The sequence below is a fragment of the Nocardia sp. NPDC059154 genome (genome assembly GCF_042755705.1).
Taxonomy (GTDB): domain Bacteria; phylum Actinomycetota; class Actinomycetes; order Mycobacteriales; family Mycobacteriaceae; genus Nocardia.
The window spans coordinates 183,599-199,463 of sequence record NZ_JBHZCS010000007.1; the positions used below are offsets into that span (position 1 = coordinate 183,599).

Below are 15,865 nucleotides of genomic sequence, written 5' to 3' on the forward strand. Positions count from 1 at the left end.
TTTCCCCCCCGGGAGGGGGGGCGCCTTTGGTAACGGGAGAAAGGGAGAAAAACTCCACCTCCCCGAGGCCGGGGTGGGGGTTGCCCTCCCGAAAAAGGATCGGGCCACAACACTGTTCAGGCCCCTATCGCCGCGCCGATGGTCGGCCACGACTCGTGCAGGGTGTCCTGCCAGTACGACCACGAATGCGTGCCCACCGGCGAGTGCTCCACCCGCGCCGGAATGTTCATGGCACGCAACCGCTGCTCGAACGCGGTGACACAGGCGTCCACCCCGAATTCGATGGGGCCGCCGAAGAAGATGTTCTCCGGCAGCTGCGGCTTGATCTCCAGCTCGTGCGGGCCGGGCAGGCCGGTGCCGGTGGACAGGAAGATGGTCTTGCCGCGCAGCGCCTCGGCCAGCGCCGCCGGATTGTGCTCCGTCCACGCCGCACTACCCGGCGCACCCCACATATTGAGCGGATTGCCACCGCGATTGGCCACCGAGAACATCATGGCGCCCTGCGCGATCGTGGTGTCCGGGCAGGCGCTGTAGCCCGCCACCGCCCGGTACAGCTCCGGATGCCGCACCGCCAGCACGAAGGCCGCGATGCCGCCCATCGACAGACCACCGATGGCGTTCACCCCGTTACCGGCGAAGTATCCGTCGATGATGGGCGGAAGCTCTTGTGTCAGAAACGTTTCCCACTTGTAGCGGCCGAAGCGCGGGTCGTCGGACACCCAGTCGGTGTAGTAGCTGGCCTGGCCGCCCATGGGCAGCACCACGTTCACGTCCTTGCCCTGGAAGAAGGGTTCGGCGTCGGTGGCATTGGTCCAGGTGCTCTGCGTCGCACCGGGATCCAGGCCGTCGAGGAGGTAGTAGGTGGGGCGGTCACCGCCGCCGGCCGGATGCAGCACCTGCACCTGGATGGTGCGGCCCATGGCCGCGGAGTCGATGAAGATCGCCGAGCGGGTGGCGCTCAGCTGGTCGACGCGGACGACCTCGGCCGCGTGCACGATTGCCGGCGGGGCGGCCACCGGATAAAGCAAACCTGCAGCGATCGCCAAAACAGCTGCGGCAACGACTCTTCGACGCATGTCCCCACCTTCATCAGCCCACCACAATCACCATCAAACGTAACTCGAGTGGCTATTGCGACGCGTGGGAATGGGGTTATGGCGTGTCGTTGGCTAACCACGCGGTCCGGATATGGTAATGCGATTCGGCTATCAGTCGGCGGCAATTCGGGACAATGCGCCCCTGATGGATCCCGCCAGGTAATCCAGGTCCGCACGCGCCGGACTGGTCGGCCGCGCCCGCAGCCCGAATCCGTCGCCCGGGGTGCGGGGAATCACGTGCAGATGCACGTGGAACACCTCCTGCCCCGCCGTGACCCCGTCGGCCAGGAAGAAATTCACTCCGTCACAGTGCACCTCGGACTCCCGCAGGCCCGCCGCGATGCGCTGCCCCACCTGAAACAGCTTGCCGCCCAACGCCGGATCCAGCTCCGCCAGGCTCCGGACGGGCATCTTCGGAATCACCAGCACATGCCCGGGCGTCACCGGCCGAATATCCATGAACGCCAGGCAATCCTCGTCCTCGTACACCTTGGACGACGGTGCCCGCCCGGCAACGATGTCGGAGAAGATCGTGTAAGGGTTCATGTCCGCAGAGCCTAGAGCCCCCTACCCCACACCCGCCCGACTCGACCCAGTGGCCGGGCGAGCGACCCCGCAATACTTCGCCTACAACTCGTTCGCCCCCGGCTCCGTTCCGGAGCCGGGGGCGAGATTCGAGAGTCGTTGTATCCCTAGAGGATCGGCGACGGCGTGTAGCGCGCGGCCTCCGGATTCGCGTCGACCAGCTTCTGGACCTGGGCGATCACATCGGCGGTCTGCGCCTCGGCCGCGCCGATGAAGGCGGAACGGTCCGCCAGGGCCGCATCCAGGGCGGCCCGGTCCAGCGGCATGCGGTCGTCGGCGGCCAGGCGGTCCAGCAGATCGGGTTCGCGGCCCTGCTCACGCATGGCCAGCGCCACCGCCACCGCGTGCTCCTTGATGACCTCGTGGGCGGTCTCACGGCCCACGCCCGCGCGCACCGCCGCCATCAGGATGCGGGTGGTGGCCAGGAACGGCAGGTAGCGGTTGAGCTCGCGGTCGACCACGGCCGGGTACGCGCCGAATTCGGCCAGCACGGTCAGGAAGGTCTCCATCATGCCGTCGATGGCGAAGAAGGCGTCCGGCAGCGCGACCCGGCGCACCACCGAGCAGAACACGTCGCCCTCGTTCCACTGTGCGCCCGCCAGCTCGGCCGCCATCGAGCCGTAGCCGCGCAGCACCACCTGCAGGCCGTTGACGCGCTCACACGAGCGGGTGTTCATCTTGTGCGGCATGGCCGAGGAGCCCACCTGGCCGGGCTGGAAGCCCTCGGTGACCAGCTCGTGGCCCGCCATCAGGCGAATGGTGTGCGCGAACGAGGACGGGCCCGCGCCCACCTGCACCAGCGCGGAGAGCACATCGTGGTCCAGCGAGCGCGGGTAGATCTGGCCCACACTGGTGAACACATTCGCGAAACCCAGGTGGCCGGCCACCTTCTGTTCCAGCTGCGCCAGCTTGGCCGCGTCGCCGCCGAGCAGATCCAGCATGTCCTGCGCGGTGCCCATCGGACCCTTGATGCCGCGCAACGGGTATCGGTCGATCAGCTCCCGCAGCCGGGTCAGCGCGATGAGCAATTCGTCTGCGGCGGAAGCGAATCGCTTGCCGAGGGTGGTGGCCTGCGCCGCCACATTGTGCGAGCGGCCCGCCATCACCAGCGTCTGATACTGGGCGGCCCGCTCCGCCAGCCGGGCCGCGATGGCCACGCCGTGGCCGTACACGTGCTCGAGCGAGAGCCGGATCTGCAGCTGCTCCACGTTCTCGGTGAGATCCCGCGAGGTCATGCCCTTGTGCACGTGCTCGTGCCCCGCGAGCGCGTTGAACTCCTCGATCCGGGCCTTCACATCGTGCCGGGTGACCCGCTCGCGTTCCGCGATCGACTGCAGATCCACCCGATCGATGACCCGCTCGTAGTCCTCGACGACCCCCGCCGGAACATCCACCCCCAACTCGGCCTGGGCCCGCAACACCTCCAGCCACAACCGCCGCTCGAGCACGATCTTGTTCTCGGGCGACCACAGATGAACCAGCTCGGGGCTGGCGTAGCGGGTGGCAAGGACGTTCGGCACAAGACTCACGTTGTCCCAGTTTACCGGTGGGTTTCCCGCCGGTTTGCCCCGCCATCATCGCGGCGGAGGTTCGCCCCGGCCGGGGCGTCCCGAGAGTCCCCGGGCGTCGGGCCGAGTTATGCCGGTGGGGCGACGATGTCGATGATCTCGAGCAGCGCGCCCCGTGCCATGCGCCGGGGCTGCGGGTCGAGTTCACCGAGCGCGGTCACCACCGCCCCATCGACGACCGCCACCAGGCGGCGGGTCTGTTCGGTGCGCACCACGCGGTCGGAGCGGCGCAGCACGTCGGTCAGCAGCTCGTCCAGCTGGGCGCGTAGTCGCAGCTGGACCTCTCGTAGTTCCGGGTGCCGGGCGGACGCGACCGAGCGCTCGTAGCGGGCGATCAGCTGGCCCCGCGCGTCCAGGTCCTGAATCTCCGGACCCACCAACAGGTCCAGCACCAATTCCACGGTGGCCTCCGCCCCGCGCCGGCGGTGCGTCACCTCGCCGACGCGGCGGCGCATGGCCTCCAGTTCGGCATTGCCGGAGAACTCGACCGCGCGCGCGATCAGATCCTCGAGCGATTCGAAGTAGTAGGTGGTCGACGCGAGCGGCAGATCCGCCCGGGTTGCCACCGAGCGGTGCCGGACCGCTTCGAAGCCGCCTTCGAGCAGGAGCTCGGCGGCGGCACAAACCAGCGCTTGGCGACGCCGTTCGCCTTTCGGAGTCGTCGCAGTGGTCACGGTGCAATCGTGCCAGTCATCACCGGCGCTGTGTTCATTTTGCCCACTGCGCTCAATCTCCTTGGCAGATCAGGCCAAATACCGTTCCAACCGGTCCAGTGCCTCTTCGATGTCGGCACCGGCTCCGGCGAACGAGAAGCGAACCGTGTGATGGCCGTTGCGGGTGTCGAAGTCGATGCCGGGAGCCAGCGCCACACCGGTGGCGTCGAGCACCTCGGTGCACCAGCGCATCGAATCATCGGTCAGGTGAGCGATATCCGCGTAGGCATAGAACGCACCGTCGGCGGGGGCGAGGTCGGTGATGCCGAGCTTGGGCAGGCCCGACAGCAGCAGCTGGCGATTCGCCGCATAGCGCCGCACATGACCGTCCAGTTCGGCTTTGGCCTCGGCGCCGAACGCGTGCACCGCCGCGAACTGAGAAATAGCCGGGGGGCACACCGTCATGTTGGACGCCAGTCGCTGCAGCGCCGGGCGCAACGATTCCGGCACCAGCATCCAGCCCAGCCGCCAGCCGGTCATGGAGAAGTACTTGGACACCGAGCCGATGACCACCGACTCCCGAGAGGTCTCCCAGGCCGAGGAGGTCGGCTCGGTGCCGGCGTAGACGATGCCGTGGTAGATCTCGTCGGAGATGAGCAGCGTCCCGTGCTCGTCGCACCAGCGGGCCAGCGCCGCCAGCTCCTCCGGCGCGATCATGGTCCCGGTCGGATTGGCCGGGCTCGCCACGATCAGGCCCGCGGGCGGCTCCGGCAGCGCCTCCAGCATGGCCACGGTCGGCTGGAACCGGGTCTCCGGCCCGCAGTCCAGTTCGACCACATCGCAGCCCAGCGCGGTCAGCGTGTTCCGGTAGGCCGGATAGCCCGGCCGGGCCACCACCACGGTGTCGCCGGGATCGAAGGCCGCCAGGAAGATGAGGGTGAACGCGCCGGAGGAACCGGTGGTCACCACGACATCGTCCGCGTCCACGCGGACCCCGTAGGTGCTGCGATGGTGCTCCGCGATGGCCTCCCGCAGCGCCAGGGTCCCGAATGTCTCGGTATAGCCCAGCAATTCGGAATCCATGGCCGCCTTGGTGGCGCGCAAAACCGCCGCCGGAGCGGGCGTGGACGGCTGCCCCGCGGCCAGCACCAGCACATCTCCGTGTGTCCGGGCCCGTTCAGCTGCTGCTTTCCAGACGTCCATCACGTAAAAAGGTGGAATGGTCGACCGGCGAGATTCGATACGCACTCGACAGACGGTAGAGCACCGACTCCCCCGCCTGTCCGGGAACTGCCACCCGAATGCCTGAGGAGGCGGCTGTGCAGGGGGGACCAGCAACCACCGGGACCACCCCGGAGGCCGACCCATACCCACCCGAACCCGCGCCGCCGCGGACAGCCGGCGCGACGGACAGCTATACGCCGGGTGTGCGGTCGCAGCTGGTATTCCAGGAAGAGCCCTCGCGGAGTCAGGAGGCGCTGGAACGGGTCTGGCGGTCGGTGGTCCGGCTCGCGGGGCAGGCGATCGCCTGGCTGCGGCTGTACGCGCCGATCGCGCGGGAACGCGCGATCGAGCTGTGGGCCCGGCGGCCGCGCACGTGGGCCGAGACCGTCGAGCTGGTGCGGCGGGGCCGGGCCGAAGCGCGGCGGCAGTGGCCGGTGGTGCGCGCGTGGGGCATTCGGCACCGGGTGCTGATCGGCGGTGTGGTCGCGGTGCTGGTGTTCGCGAGCGCGGACGGCGCACTGGGCCTGCTGCCCACCGACGCCGAGGTGGGTCCCGGTGTGGCGCTGCGGGTTCCGGTGCAGTATCCGCTGCAGGTGCAGGCCTCCCCGGAGACGTCGAAGCGGTATCTGGACGCCATCAACAACGGTGAGCATCTGCGCGAGCAGGCGGTGGTCTCGGCGGCCGCGGCGGCCACGCTGGAGCGGGCCAAGGCGGAGGCCGCGGCGGCGGTCGCCGGGCAGCCGCAGCCGTGGATGACGCCGTCACCGGACAGTTCGCTGCCGCCCGGCTTCGTGATTCCCGGCGCCGGCGGGTTCGCGCTGCCCGCGAAGGGCGTGTTCACCTCCGGATTCGGGGCGCGCTGGGGCACCTTCCACGCGGGCATCGACATCGCCGCGCCGCTCGGCTCACCGATCTACGCGGTGGCGGCGGGCACCGTCATCGACGCGGGCCCGGCCCAGGGCTTCGGGCTGTGGGTGCGCATCCGCCACGACGACGGCACCATCTCCGTCTACGGGCACATGTACGACTTCTCGGTGTCGGTCGGCGAGCGCGTCCCGGCGGGCCTGCAGATCGCGCGCATCGGCAACCGCGGCGACTCGACGGGACCGCACCTGCACTTCGAGATCATCATCAACGGCCAGCACGTGGACCCGCAGCCCTGGCTGGCCCAACACGGCATCATCGTCGGCTGAGCGCCCCCGCCTCCCCGAAACTTCAGCGCACGGCTCGGGAGCCGTTGACCGTTGGCGACGCGTGCCGGCGGTCCAGGGCCGAAACAATGTCAGGGGTACCCGGGGAGTTACCCCGATCGGTACGAAATCAGTTGTCGCGCTGGCATTCGAGGTTCAGGCGCGGATTCGGACTTCGGGTCGTCGGCCTTCAGGCGGAGGCCGGGACGGTGATTCGGCCCTCGGTGGCGGCCAGCGCGATGTCGGTGCGGAAGTGGCCGCCCGGCAGCTTGATTCCGGCCAGCCGGTCGTAGGCGTTCTTGCGGGCCTCGACGAGATCCGCGCCCTGGCCGACGACGGCGAGCACGCGGCCGCCGGCGGACACCAGCGCGCCGTCCTCACGCTGCGCGGTGCCGGCGTGCAGCACCTCGGATTCGGTTCCGGTACCGGTGGATTCGGCCCCGGTGATGACATCGCCGCTGCGCGGGCGGGCCGGGTAGTTCTCGGCGGCCAGCACCACGGTGACGGCGGCGCCGTCCTTCCAGCGCGGCGCGGGCACCTGGTCCAGGGTGCCGGTCGCGGTGGCGTACAGCAGCTCGCCCAGCGGGCTGTCCAGCATGGCCAGCACGGCCTGGGTCTCGGGATCGCCGAAGCGGCAGTTGAATTCGACCACGGCCGGCCCGGCCTGCCCGACGGCGAGACCGGCGTACAGCAGGCCGCTGAACGGCACGCCGCGGCGAACCATCTCGGCCGCAACGGGTTTCACCACATCGTCGACAATGGCCTGCAGGGTCTCGTCCGGCAGCCACGGCAGCGGCGTGTACGCACCCATGCCGCCGGTGTTCGGCCCGGTGTCGCCGTCGCCGACCCGCTTGTGGTCCTGGGCGGGCAGCAGCGGCACCACGGTCTCGCCGTCCACCAGGCAGAACAGTGACACCTCGGGGCCGTCGAGGAACGACTCCAGCAGCACCGGGTGGCCCTGCTCGAGCAGTTCGGCGCCGTGCTCACGGGCCACCGACCGGTCCGGGGTCACCACGACGCCCTTGCCGGCGGCCAGGCCGTCGTCCTTGACCACCCAGGTCGGCCCGAAACGATCCAGCGCCGCATCCAATTCGCCCGGATGATCGACGATCTCGCTGTGCGCCGTGCGCACCCCGGCCGCGTTCATGACGTCCTTGGCGAAGGCCTTCGAGCCCTCGATCCGCGCGGCGGCGGCGGACGGGCCGAACGCCGGGATCCCGCCGGCCCGCACCGCGTCGGCCACGCCGAGCACCAGCGGCACCTCGGGTCCGACCACGACCAGATCGACGCCCAGCTCCTGGGCGAGCGCGGTCACCTCCGCCCCGGAGGTGGCGTCCACCGCACGCACCTCGGCGTGCTGGGCGATGCCGGCATTGCCGGGCGCCGCATACACGGCGGACACCGCCGGGTCCTTGCGCAGTGCCAGGACGAGGGCATGTTCACGGGCTCCGGAACCAATGACGAGTACGCGCACGGCAGACAGCTTAAAGGGCCGGGCAGACGCCATCGGTAGCGGTCTGTTGTGCGTTCGCACGGGGGTGTCCTTCCCCGCGTAAGGTCCCGGGCATGGCTTCTGTTTTCTCCGCAATCATCGAAGGTCAGCTGCCGGGCCGGTTCGTCTGGGAGGACGACGAATTCGTCGGCTTCCTCACGATCGCCCCGGTGACGCAGGGGCACACACTGGTGGTGCCGCGCAAGGAGATCGACCAGTGGCAGGACGTCGATCCGGGCACCTTCGCGCGCCTGACCGCGGTCGCCCAGAAGATCGGCCAGGCCGTGCGGGCCGCCTGGGACGCCCCGCGGGCGGGCCTGCTCATCGCGGGTCTCGAGGTGCCGCACCTGCACATGCACGTCTTCCCGGCCTTCCACCTGGGTGACTTCGACATCAGCGGGGCGGACCCGGAACCCAGCAAGGAATCCCTCGACGAGGCGCAGGCCATGATCAAGCAGGCCCTGCGCGACCTCGGCTACGGAGCGAACGTCCCCGCGTAGTGAACCCGGGTGCCCGCGTCCCGCGCGGGCACCCCGCTCAGCGCGGTTCGCGCGGCAGCCGGACGGTGAACGTGGTGCCCTTCCCCGGCTCGCTGGTCACCGACACCTTGCCGCCGTGCGCGTCGACCAGCGCATGCACGATCGACAGTCCCAGTCCGGTACCGCCGCTGTCCCGGCTGCGGGACGCATCGGTGCGATAGAAGCGTTCGAAGACCCGCTCGGCCTGTTCGGCCGCCAGTCCCGGCCCGGTGTCGGCGACCTCGATGAGCACCTCGTCGGCGGCCGGGGTGAGCCGCACCGTCACCTCCGCCTCGGGCGGGGTGTGCACCAGCGCGTTGTTGATCAGGTTGGCCAGCACCTGCCGCAGCCGCGTCTCGTCGCCGAGCATCTCCAGAGTGCCGGGCCCGGGCCGGATTTCGAGGTCGATCTTGCGTTCGGGCCCCTCCGGGCGCTGGGCCGCCGCCAGGGCGCGCGCACTGTGCACGGCATCGCTGGCCATCATGAGCAGGTCCAGCGGCCGCCGCTCGATCGGTCGCTGCGCGTCCAGCCGGGCCAGCATGAGCAGGTCCTCGATCAGCAGCCCCATCCGCTTGGACTCGCGTTCGATGCGGTCCATCAGCATGTCGGGATCGGTGATCGCGCCCTGCCGGTACAGCTCGGAGAAGCCCTTGATGGTGGTGAGCGGGGTGCGCAGTTCGTGGCTGGCATCGGCGACGAAGCGCCGCATCTTGGCCTCGGAGCGCCGCGCCGCCTCCTCGGAGGCCTCGGTGGCGGCGAAGGCCTGCTGGATCTGGGTCAGCATGGTGTTCAGCGACTGCGAGAGGTGATCGACCTCGGTGTCGGTGCCGCGCACCGGAACTCGCTGATGCAGGTCACCGCCCGCGATGGCGGCCGCGGTGCGCTCGACCTCCCGTAGCGGCCGCAGACTGCGCCGGATCACGATGCGTGCCACCGCCGCCAGCGCCGCCAGCACCAGCGCGCCGATCACCAGTTGCAGCACGATCAGCTTGTCCAGCAGCGAGTTCGTCTCGTCCATGCGCAGCGCGATGGTGCTGGTGCCGTACTCGTTGACGGTCCGCAGCACCCGCCACTCCTCGGAGGACGCGCCCACCGAGCCGACGGTCTCCGGCCGATTGCCCAGGTCCGCGGGCACCTCGGGCTGCTGCACGCCCGCCGACAGGCTCAGCGTGACCTGGCCCGTCGCATCCTGCACCTGCACCCAGTACAGGTGCGGCGGCCGTTCCCGCCCGCGTACGGTGGGCAGCGGTTCCGGGCGTTGCGCGCCGGGCGCGGCCCAGCTGTGAGCCGCGTCGTAGAGCTGCCGGTCGATCCGTTCGACCAGCACATTGCGCATCAGCGAGGTGACCGCGATACCCGAGACCAGCAGCCCGAATCCGACCAGGGACACCAGCGCGAGCACCAGGGTGGTGCGCAGCGGCACCGCGGCGAACCGGTCGGCGAGCTTGCCCCGGAGACTGCGAGCCGTGCCTTTGCCATCGACCGGCGGGGCAGCGTTCACGCGTTGGCCGTCTTACCGCGCGGCTCCCGCATGACGTAGCCGACCCCGCGCAGGGTGTGGATGAGCCGATCCGGTCCGGTGTCGACCTTCTTGCGCAGGTAGGACACATAGGTTTCGACCACGCCGACCTCGCCGCCGAAGTCGTAGCGCCACACGTGGTCCAGGATCCGCGGCTTGCTCAGCACGGTGCCGGCATTGACCAGGAAGTACCGCAGCAGCGTGAACTCGGTGGGCGACAGGGCAACCGGTTCGCCCGCCTTCCACACCTCGTGGGTGTCGTCGTCGAGTTCGATATCGGCGAACCGCAGCCGCGACGTCTTGGTCTCCGGCGCCGAGCGCCCGGACCGCCGCAGAATCACCCGCAGCCGCGCGACCACCTCTTCGAGGCTGAACGGCTTGGTGACGTAGTCGTCGGCCCCCAGCGTCAGTCCGGTGATCTTGTCGTCCACGTCGTCGCGCGCGGTCAGGAACAGCACCGGTGCGTCGATCCCGTCGGCCCGGAGCCGCCGCAGCAACCCGAAGCCGTCCATCCCGGGCATCATCACATCGATGATCAGCGCATCCGGCCGGAAGGTCTTGGCCTTGTCCAGCCCCTCGGTGCCGCTCGCGGCACTCGCGACCTCGAACCCTTGATACCGCAGGCTCACCGACAGTAGCTCGACGATCATGGGCTCGTCGTCAACGACGAGCACCCTCGCCTCGGGTTCGCGCGGCTGAACGGGCACACCTGTCATAAGGCCATATTCTGCGCTTCCCCCGCGAAGAACCTGACCCTTCCCTGGGAGTTTCCTGCGAGGAGCGCACCAACCCCCGGTAGCGCTGCGGGGACCTCGGAACGACATCAGGGCGAGGACCCGGAGGTCCTCGCCCTGATTGTCTGCTGAGCCCCCTGTCAGGATTGAACTGACGACCTTCGCTTTACAAGAGCGGTGCTCTACCACTGAGCTAAGGAGGCGGAAAGCGGTGCCATCATAACCGGGGTGGCCGGCTGCGCGGAAAAGCCGGCGTCCCAGTCGGAACGATGCTGCGTGGAAGACCGGAGCGCGGCCGGGCGACGCTCGTGGCATCGACCGGCCGCGTTCGGAAGCCGTTCGCGCAGTATCGGACTAACCGCAGAGTGTCAGGACTGAGCCGCCTGACGAGCCGCGTCGTCCGCCGCCATGGCGTCTCGCAGGCTCTTCGGACGCATGTCGGTCCAGTTCTTCTCGACGTACTCGACGCACGCGGCACGGCTGTCCTCGCCGAAGACGACTCGCCAACCCGCCGGAACTTCGGCGAAGGCGGGCCACAGGGAGTGCTGTTCCTCATCGTTGACCAGGACGAAGAACCGGCCGTCTTCGTCATCGAAGGGGTTGGTGCTCATTTCACCTCACTGGATACTGGCGCTGTGTACGGGAACGTAGACGGATCGTCCAGTCACCGCAGTGATGGAACGAGCCCCCGACGTTGATTCGACCCTAGCAAGGCAGGCGTTACCGCTGGGCGGTTACCTGCACTTCGTTCAGGCCGCGAAGAATTCGAGCAGGATCTTGTTGACGGCCTCCGGTTGTTCCAGGTAGCCGAAGTGTCCGGCGTCGGGAACCTCCTGGTAACGGGCTCCCGGAATGATATCGGCGACTTCGCGGGAAAGGTAGGGCGGGATCATCCGGTCGTCCGCGAAGCCCATGGACAGGCAGGGCACGGTGATGGCCCGGTAGGCCTGGGTGCGGTCGAAGTCGTGGTCCATGCGCCGCTGGGCGCGCACGCCGGGCGCGGCCGGGCCGCCGGTGAATTCGAACAGGTCGAGCCAGTCACGGGCGGCGTGCGGGTCGGCCATGGTGGCCGGCGAGAGGTTCATGATGGCGGTCATGGCGGCCTCGTATTTGGCGGGCAGCCGCGTGCCGGAGGCGTCGAGTTCGTGCTCGCCGAACGAGAGCGTCTTCTGGAACTGGTCGAGCCGGGCGTGTCCGGCCATGAAAATGGCCTTGCGGACCAGGTCGGGCCGGGCCAGCGCGAGTTCCTGCGCGACCCGCGCGCCCATGGACTGACCGACCACCAGGGCCGGTCCCTCGTCGAGGAACTCGATGAGGGCGGCGGTGTCGCGCACCAGGTCGTCGATGGTGATCCCGGCGGGCGATTCGAAGGACGGTGCGATGCCGCGGTTGTCGAAGGTGCAGACCCGGAATCCGGCGGCGACCAGCGCGGGCACCTGGTGCAGTTCCCACACCCGGCCGCCACTGCCGGTGCCCATGATCATGACGACCAGCGGTGCGGCACCCTTGACGTCGGTGCCCTTGGACCGGTCTCCCTTGACCTGGTAGTTCAGCGAGATTCCGTTCACCGTCGCCAACGGCATGCTTCAGACCCCTTCGCCACGTTTCCGATTTCTACGTTTCGTAGACCGTATAGGCATCGGGGCCTGGAACGTTTCGCTCGGTGCCGCCGACCGTGCGGTCTGGTCGGCAGGTCTCGCGAGCACGACCATTGCGGTTAGGGCTCGCAATGTACGCAGCGCACGGTCCCGACTTTCCTGGCAGATACGATGGACTCCTCGCACCGAGCAGACTTTCCCGAGAGGACATGAGATGGCCGCGAAGACCGGCGCAAACGACATCGCGGACGACGATCTGGAACCGCTCGCCGACGAAACCGCTCGACAGGCCCAGCGCGTGGTGGCCGCCTACGCCACCGATGCCGACGAGTGCCGCATGCTGCTGTCCATGCTGGGCATCGGTCCGACGCGAGGCGAATGACCCGTGCACCCGGATAGCTCCGGCTCCGGTTTCGTCGTCGTCGCCAACCGGCTTCCGGTCGACCTGGAGCGACTACCCGATGGAACCACTCGCTGGAAGCGCAGCCCCGGCGGCCTGGTGACCGCGCTGGAACCGGTGCTGCGCAACAACAAGGGCGCCTGGGTCGGCTGGGCCGGCGTCCCGGATGTGGATCTGGATCCGATCGTCGAGGACGGTCTGGAACTGCATCCGGTGCCACTGTCGGGCGACGAGGTCGCCGATTACTACGAGGGCTTCTCCAACGCGACGCTGTGGCCGCTGTATCACGACGTGATCGTGCGGCCGGTCTACGACCGCCAGTGGTGGCAGGCGTACGTCCAGGTGAACCGCCGTTTCGCCGAGTACACCGCCAAGGTGGCCGCCGAGGGCGCGACGGTGTGGGTGCAGGACTATCAGCTGCAGTTGGTGCCGAAGATGCTGCGCATGCTGCGGCCCGATCTGACCATCGGCTTCTTCCTGCACATTCCGTTCCCACCGGTGGAACTGTTCATGCAGATGCCGTGGCGCACCGAGATCGTCGAGGGCCTGCTGGGCGCCGACCTGATCGGTTTCCATCTGCCGGGCGGTGCGCAGAACTTCCTGTATCTGGCCAGAAGGCTGGCCGGCCAGCCGACGTCGCGCGGCAATGTGGGCGTGCGTTCGAAACTCGGTGTGGTGCAGGTGGGTTTCCGCACCGTGCGGGTGGGCGCCTTCCCGATCTCCATCACCTCCACCGAGCTGGACGAGTATTCGCGCCGCCGCGGGGTGCGGGAGCGGGCCGCGAAAATCCGTGCGGAGCTGGGCAATCCGAAGACGATCCTGCTGGGTGTGGACCGCCTGGACTACACCAAGGGCATCGACATCCGGCTGGCCGCGCTGGAGGAGTTGCTGCACGACGGCCGGATCGATCCGGCGGACACCGTGATGGTGCAGCTGGCCACGCCGAGCCGGGAACGGGTCGAGTCCTACATTCAGATGCGTGGCGATATCGAGCGCCAGGTGGGCCGGATCAACGGCGAGTTCTCCCGGGTGGGTTATCCGGTGGTGCACTACCTGCACCGCCCGATCCCGCGCGACGAGCTGATCGCGTTCTTCGTGGCCGCCGATGTCATGGTGGTGACGCCGCTGCGCGACGGCATGAACCTGGTCGCCAAGGAGTACGTGGCGTGTCAGGGCAGCCTCAACGGTGCGCTGGTGCTGAGCGAATTCACCGGTGCGGCAGCGGAATTGCGGCAGGCCTACCTGTGCAATCCGCACGATCTCGACAGCGTCAAGGACGCCCTGATCGGCGCGATCGACGACGACCGCGACACCCGTCGCCGCCGGATGCGTTCGATGCGGCGCCAGGTCCTGACCCATGACGTCGACCGGTGGGCGCGTGCCTTCCTCGACGCCCTGGCCACCGATCGCGTCGCCGGCAGCGCCCTGCTGACCGACGACGACGTGGATCCGAACCCGAGCCGCTGACCCGGTCGTAAGGTGAACGCCCCCTGAGGATTTCAGGGGGCGTTCGGCGTATCGGGCCTAGTCCGCCGCATCGTCGAGTAGATCGAACCGGTAGGTGACTCCGGTGAGCCGTTCGGATTCGGCCCACAGCTGGGCCGCCAGCTCGGGATCGCGGGTGCGTTCCCCGGCCGCGTTCGGCACCGGGTAGCCCTTGGTCGAGCCGGTGGGGCCGTAGAAGTCACCGCCGCGCACGCCGGGGTCGGTGGCGGCGCGCAGGCTCGGCAGCGCACCCATCTCGACGGTCTGCATGACGATCCGGAATACCCAGCGCAGTGTGGGCCGGGACAGTAAGGCGACCGCGGGACCGAAGTTCTGGGCGAAGTCGGATTCGGCGGCGCCCGGGTGGGCCAGCACCGAGATCAGCCGGCTGCCGGTGCCGTTGAGCTGCCGCTGCAGTTCGAATGCGAAGCTGGCGTTGGCCTGCTTGGACTGCGCGTAGGCGGGGTAGGCCTTGTAGGTGCGCCGCTCGTAGGTCAGGTCGTCGAGGTCGAGCCAGGTGCCCTTCTGCGCGGGCAGGCCACTGGTCACCGTGACGACTCGCCCGTGCGGTGCGGCCTGCAGCAGGTCCAGCACCAGCCCGGTGAACGCGAACGGCCCCAGATGGTTTGTGCCGAAGGTGGTTTCGAAGCCGTCGTCGGTAATCGTCCGTTCCCGGCTCAGCGTACCCGCGTTGTTCACCAGCAGGTCGATCTGCCCGAAGTCCTCGTGCAGCCGCACGGCGGCCTTGCGCACCGATTCCAGTGACGTCAGATCCAGTTCCAGGAATGGCAATTCGGCATCCGGAGCGCTCGCCCGAATGCTCTCCGCGGCCGCCGCGGCCTTCTCGGCACTGCGACATGCCATGACCACCCGTGCCCCGCGTTCCGCGAGCCGCCGCGCGGTCTCCAGCCCCAGCCCGCCGCTGGCCCCGGTGACGATCGCGGTGCGCCCGTGCAGATCCGGCATGTCGGCGGTGGTCCACGGAATGTTCTTAGCTCCCATGCATTACATCCTGACCAGTCGGACTTCAATCGGCGCGGCAACCATGGCGAGATCCTCGCTCACGCCCACATCAGACCGCCATTGACATCGAGAATCGCCCCATTGACATAGGACGCGTCCGCCGACGCCAGGAACACCGCCGCCTGCGCCGCCTCCCCGACCCGCCCGGCCCGCCCCAGCGCGAACCGCTTGCGATAGGCCGCCCACACGCGATCGTTCTCGGCCAGCCGACCGCCCATCCCCTCGTCGAGAATCCCCGGCGACAGCGCGCACACCCGGATCCCGTACCGCCCCAACTCGATAGCGCTGGTCTTGGTGAACATCTCGATGGCGGCCTTGGTCGCGCTGTACCCCGCCGCCCCCTTCGCGATCCGCGTCGCCATGGACGAGGACATGTTGATGATCACCCCACCCCGCTCCTTCATATGCGGCACCGCCGCGCGGGTGCACAGGAACGTCCCGGTCAGATTCGTCGTGACCATGGCGTCCCAATCCTCCGGCGCGAGCTGCTCGATCAACCCGTCCCGGCTCACTCCCGCATTGGCCACCACCACATCCATCCCGCCCAGCGCCTCCGCCGCCGCTCCCATCAACCGCCGCACCGACTCCGGATCGGTGACATCGGCCGGCTGGAACAGACACCGATCCGGAAACTCCTCCTTCAGCAGCTGGAAGTCCCCGGCCGTCCGCGCCGAGCACATCACCGACGCCCCTTCCGCCAGAAACGCTTTCGCGATGGCGAACCCGAGCCCCCGCGTACTACCGGTGACCACGGCAGCCTTACCTTCGAGACGCATTGC

16 protein-coding genes and 1 tRNA gene are annotated in these 15,865 nt (G+C 68.8%); 4 read left to right on the forward strand and 13 right to left on the reverse strand.

The features are described 5' to 3' along the window. Nucleotides 1–116: 116 nt before the first annotated feature. From ACFXN1_RS09250 to ACFXN1_RS09270, 5 genes are all read right to left on the reverse strand, one after another. The gene (locus tag ACFXN1_RS09250; RefSeq protein WP_379435741.1) at nucleotides 117–1,076 is read right to left on the reverse strand and encodes an alpha/beta hydrolase; all 960 of its coding nucleotides are present in this window, start codon (nucleotides 1,074–1,076) and stop codon (nucleotides 117–119) included. A 132-nt stretch (nucleotides 1,077–1,208) separates the two neighbouring features. Next, entirely contained in the window at nucleotides 1,209–1,643 is a 435-nt protein-coding gene (locus ACFXN1_RS09255; RefSeq protein ID WP_379435739.1) for an HIT family protein, read from the reverse strand. A gap of 146 nt (nucleotides 1,644–1,789) precedes the next feature. Then, on the reverse strand, nucleotides 1,790–3,211 hold the full coding sequence (purB, locus tag ACFXN1_RS09260) for an adenylosuccinate lyase (protein WP_379435738.1): 1,422 nt from the start codon (nucleotides 3,209–3,211) through the stop codon (nucleotides 1,790–1,792). 107 nt (nucleotides 3,212–3,318) lie between these two features. Beyond that, nucleotides 3,319–3,924: a TetR family transcriptional regulator gene (locus ACFXN1_RS09265; RefSeq protein WP_356998822.1), complete on the reverse strand. Its 606-nt coding sequence runs from the start codon at nucleotides 3,922–3,924 to the stop codon at nucleotides 3,319–3,321. Between the two features lie 69 nt (nucleotides 3,925–3,993). Continuing rightward, nucleotides 3,994–5,151 carry a pyridoxal phosphate-dependent aminotransferase gene (locus ACFXN1_RS09270; RefSeq protein WP_379398049.1) on the reverse strand — a complete coding sequence of 386 codons (1,158 nt, stop codon included), beginning with the start codon at nucleotides 5,149–5,151 and terminating at the stop codon, nucleotides 3,994–3,996. Between the two features lie 71 nt (nucleotides 5,152–5,222). On the opposite strand from ACFXN1_RS09270, the gene ACFXN1_RS09275 reads away from it, so the two are divergent. Continuing rightward, nucleotides 5,223–6,320 carry a M23 family metallopeptidase gene (locus tag ACFXN1_RS09275; RefSeq protein WP_379435736.1) on the forward strand — a complete coding sequence of 366 codons (1,098 nt, stop codon included), beginning with the start codon at nucleotides 5,223–5,225 and terminating at the stop codon, nucleotides 6,318–6,320. Between the two features lie 187 nt (nucleotides 6,321–6,507). On the opposite strand, the gene purD is transcribed toward ACFXN1_RS09275, so the two are convergent. Next, nucleotides 6,508–7,791: a phosphoribosylamine--glycine ligase gene (gene purD / locus ACFXN1_RS09280; protein ID WP_379435734.1), complete on the reverse strand. Its 1,284-nt coding sequence runs from the start codon at nucleotides 7,789–7,791 to the stop codon at nucleotides 6,508–6,510. Between the two features lie 92 nt (nucleotides 7,792–7,883). Between purD and ACFXN1_RS09285 the strand changes: the two genes are divergently transcribed. Continuing rightward, complete coding sequence (locus ACFXN1_RS09285) at nucleotides 7,884–8,309, forward strand: HIT family protein (RefSeq protein ID WP_379463536.1); 426 nt, start codon at nucleotides 7,884–7,886, stop codon at nucleotides 8,307–8,309. Nucleotides 8,310–8,346: 37 nt separating this feature from the next. On the opposite strand, the gene ACFXN1_RS09290 is transcribed toward ACFXN1_RS09285, so the two are convergent. The 5 genes from ACFXN1_RS09290 to ACFXN1_RS09310 form a co-directional block, all read right to left on the reverse strand. After that, nucleotides 8,347–9,750, reverse strand: coding sequence for a sensor histidine kinase (locus ACFXN1_RS09290; RefSeq protein WP_379445128.1), 1,404 nt, complete (start codon nucleotides 9,748–9,750; stop codon nucleotides 8,347–8,349). A 74-nt stretch (nucleotides 9,751–9,824) separates the two neighbouring features. Next, nucleotides 9,825–10,562, reverse strand: a complete 738-nt coding sequence (locus ACFXN1_RS09295; RefSeq protein WP_354831085.1) for a response regulator transcription factor — start codon at nucleotides 10,560–10,562, stop codon at nucleotides 9,825–9,827. A 149-nt stretch (nucleotides 10,563–10,711) separates the two neighbouring features. Continuing rightward, a tRNA-Thr gene (locus ACFXN1_RS09300) sits at nucleotides 10,712–10,783 on the reverse strand. Nucleotides 10,784–10,948: 165 nt separating this feature from the next. Then, entirely contained in the window at nucleotides 10,949–11,191 is a 243-nt protein-coding gene (locus tag ACFXN1_RS09305) for an MbtH family protein (protein WP_019931522.1), read from the reverse strand. 138 nt (nucleotides 11,192–11,329) lie between these two features. Next, on the reverse strand, nucleotides 11,330–12,163 hold the full coding sequence (locus ACFXN1_RS09310; protein WP_379445113.1) for an alpha/beta fold hydrolase: 834 nt from the start codon (nucleotides 12,161–12,163) through the stop codon (nucleotides 11,330–11,332). Nucleotides 12,164–12,392: 229 nt separating this feature from the next. Here ACFXN1_RS09310 and ACFXN1_RS09315 point away from each other — a divergent pair, with 229 nt between their 5' ends. Then, nucleotides 12,393–12,560 (forward strand): hypothetical protein, encoded by a 168-nt coding sequence (locus ACFXN1_RS09315; protein WP_162958162.1) that lies wholly within the window; start codon nucleotides 12,393–12,395, stop codon nucleotides 12,558–12,560. A gap of 3 nt (nucleotides 12,561–12,563) precedes the next feature. Next, nucleotides 12,564–14,045 carry a trehalose-6-phosphate synthase gene (locus ACFXN1_RS09320; RefSeq protein ID WP_379398059.1) on the forward strand — a complete coding sequence of 494 codons (1,482 nt, stop codon included), beginning with the start codon at nucleotides 12,564–12,566 and terminating at the stop codon, nucleotides 14,043–14,045. A gap of 57 nt (nucleotides 14,046–14,102) precedes the next feature. Here the strand turns inward: ACFXN1_RS09320 and ACFXN1_RS09325 are convergent, their stop codons facing one another. Together ACFXN1_RS09325 and ACFXN1_RS09330 are read right to left on the reverse strand one after the other, a co-directional pair. After that, nucleotides 14,103–15,065, reverse strand: a complete 963-nt coding sequence (locus ACFXN1_RS09325) for an oxidoreductase (RefSeq protein ID WP_379445114.1) — start codon at nucleotides 15,063–15,065, stop codon at nucleotides 14,103–14,105. Nucleotides 15,066–15,124: 59 nt separating this feature from the next. Continuing rightward, complete coding sequence (locus ACFXN1_RS09330) at nucleotides 15,125–15,862, reverse strand: SDR family NAD(P)-dependent oxidoreductase (protein WP_379445115.1); 738 nt, start codon at nucleotides 15,860–15,862, stop codon at nucleotides 15,125–15,127. Between the last annotated feature and the right edge of the window lie 3 nt (nucleotides 15,863–15,865).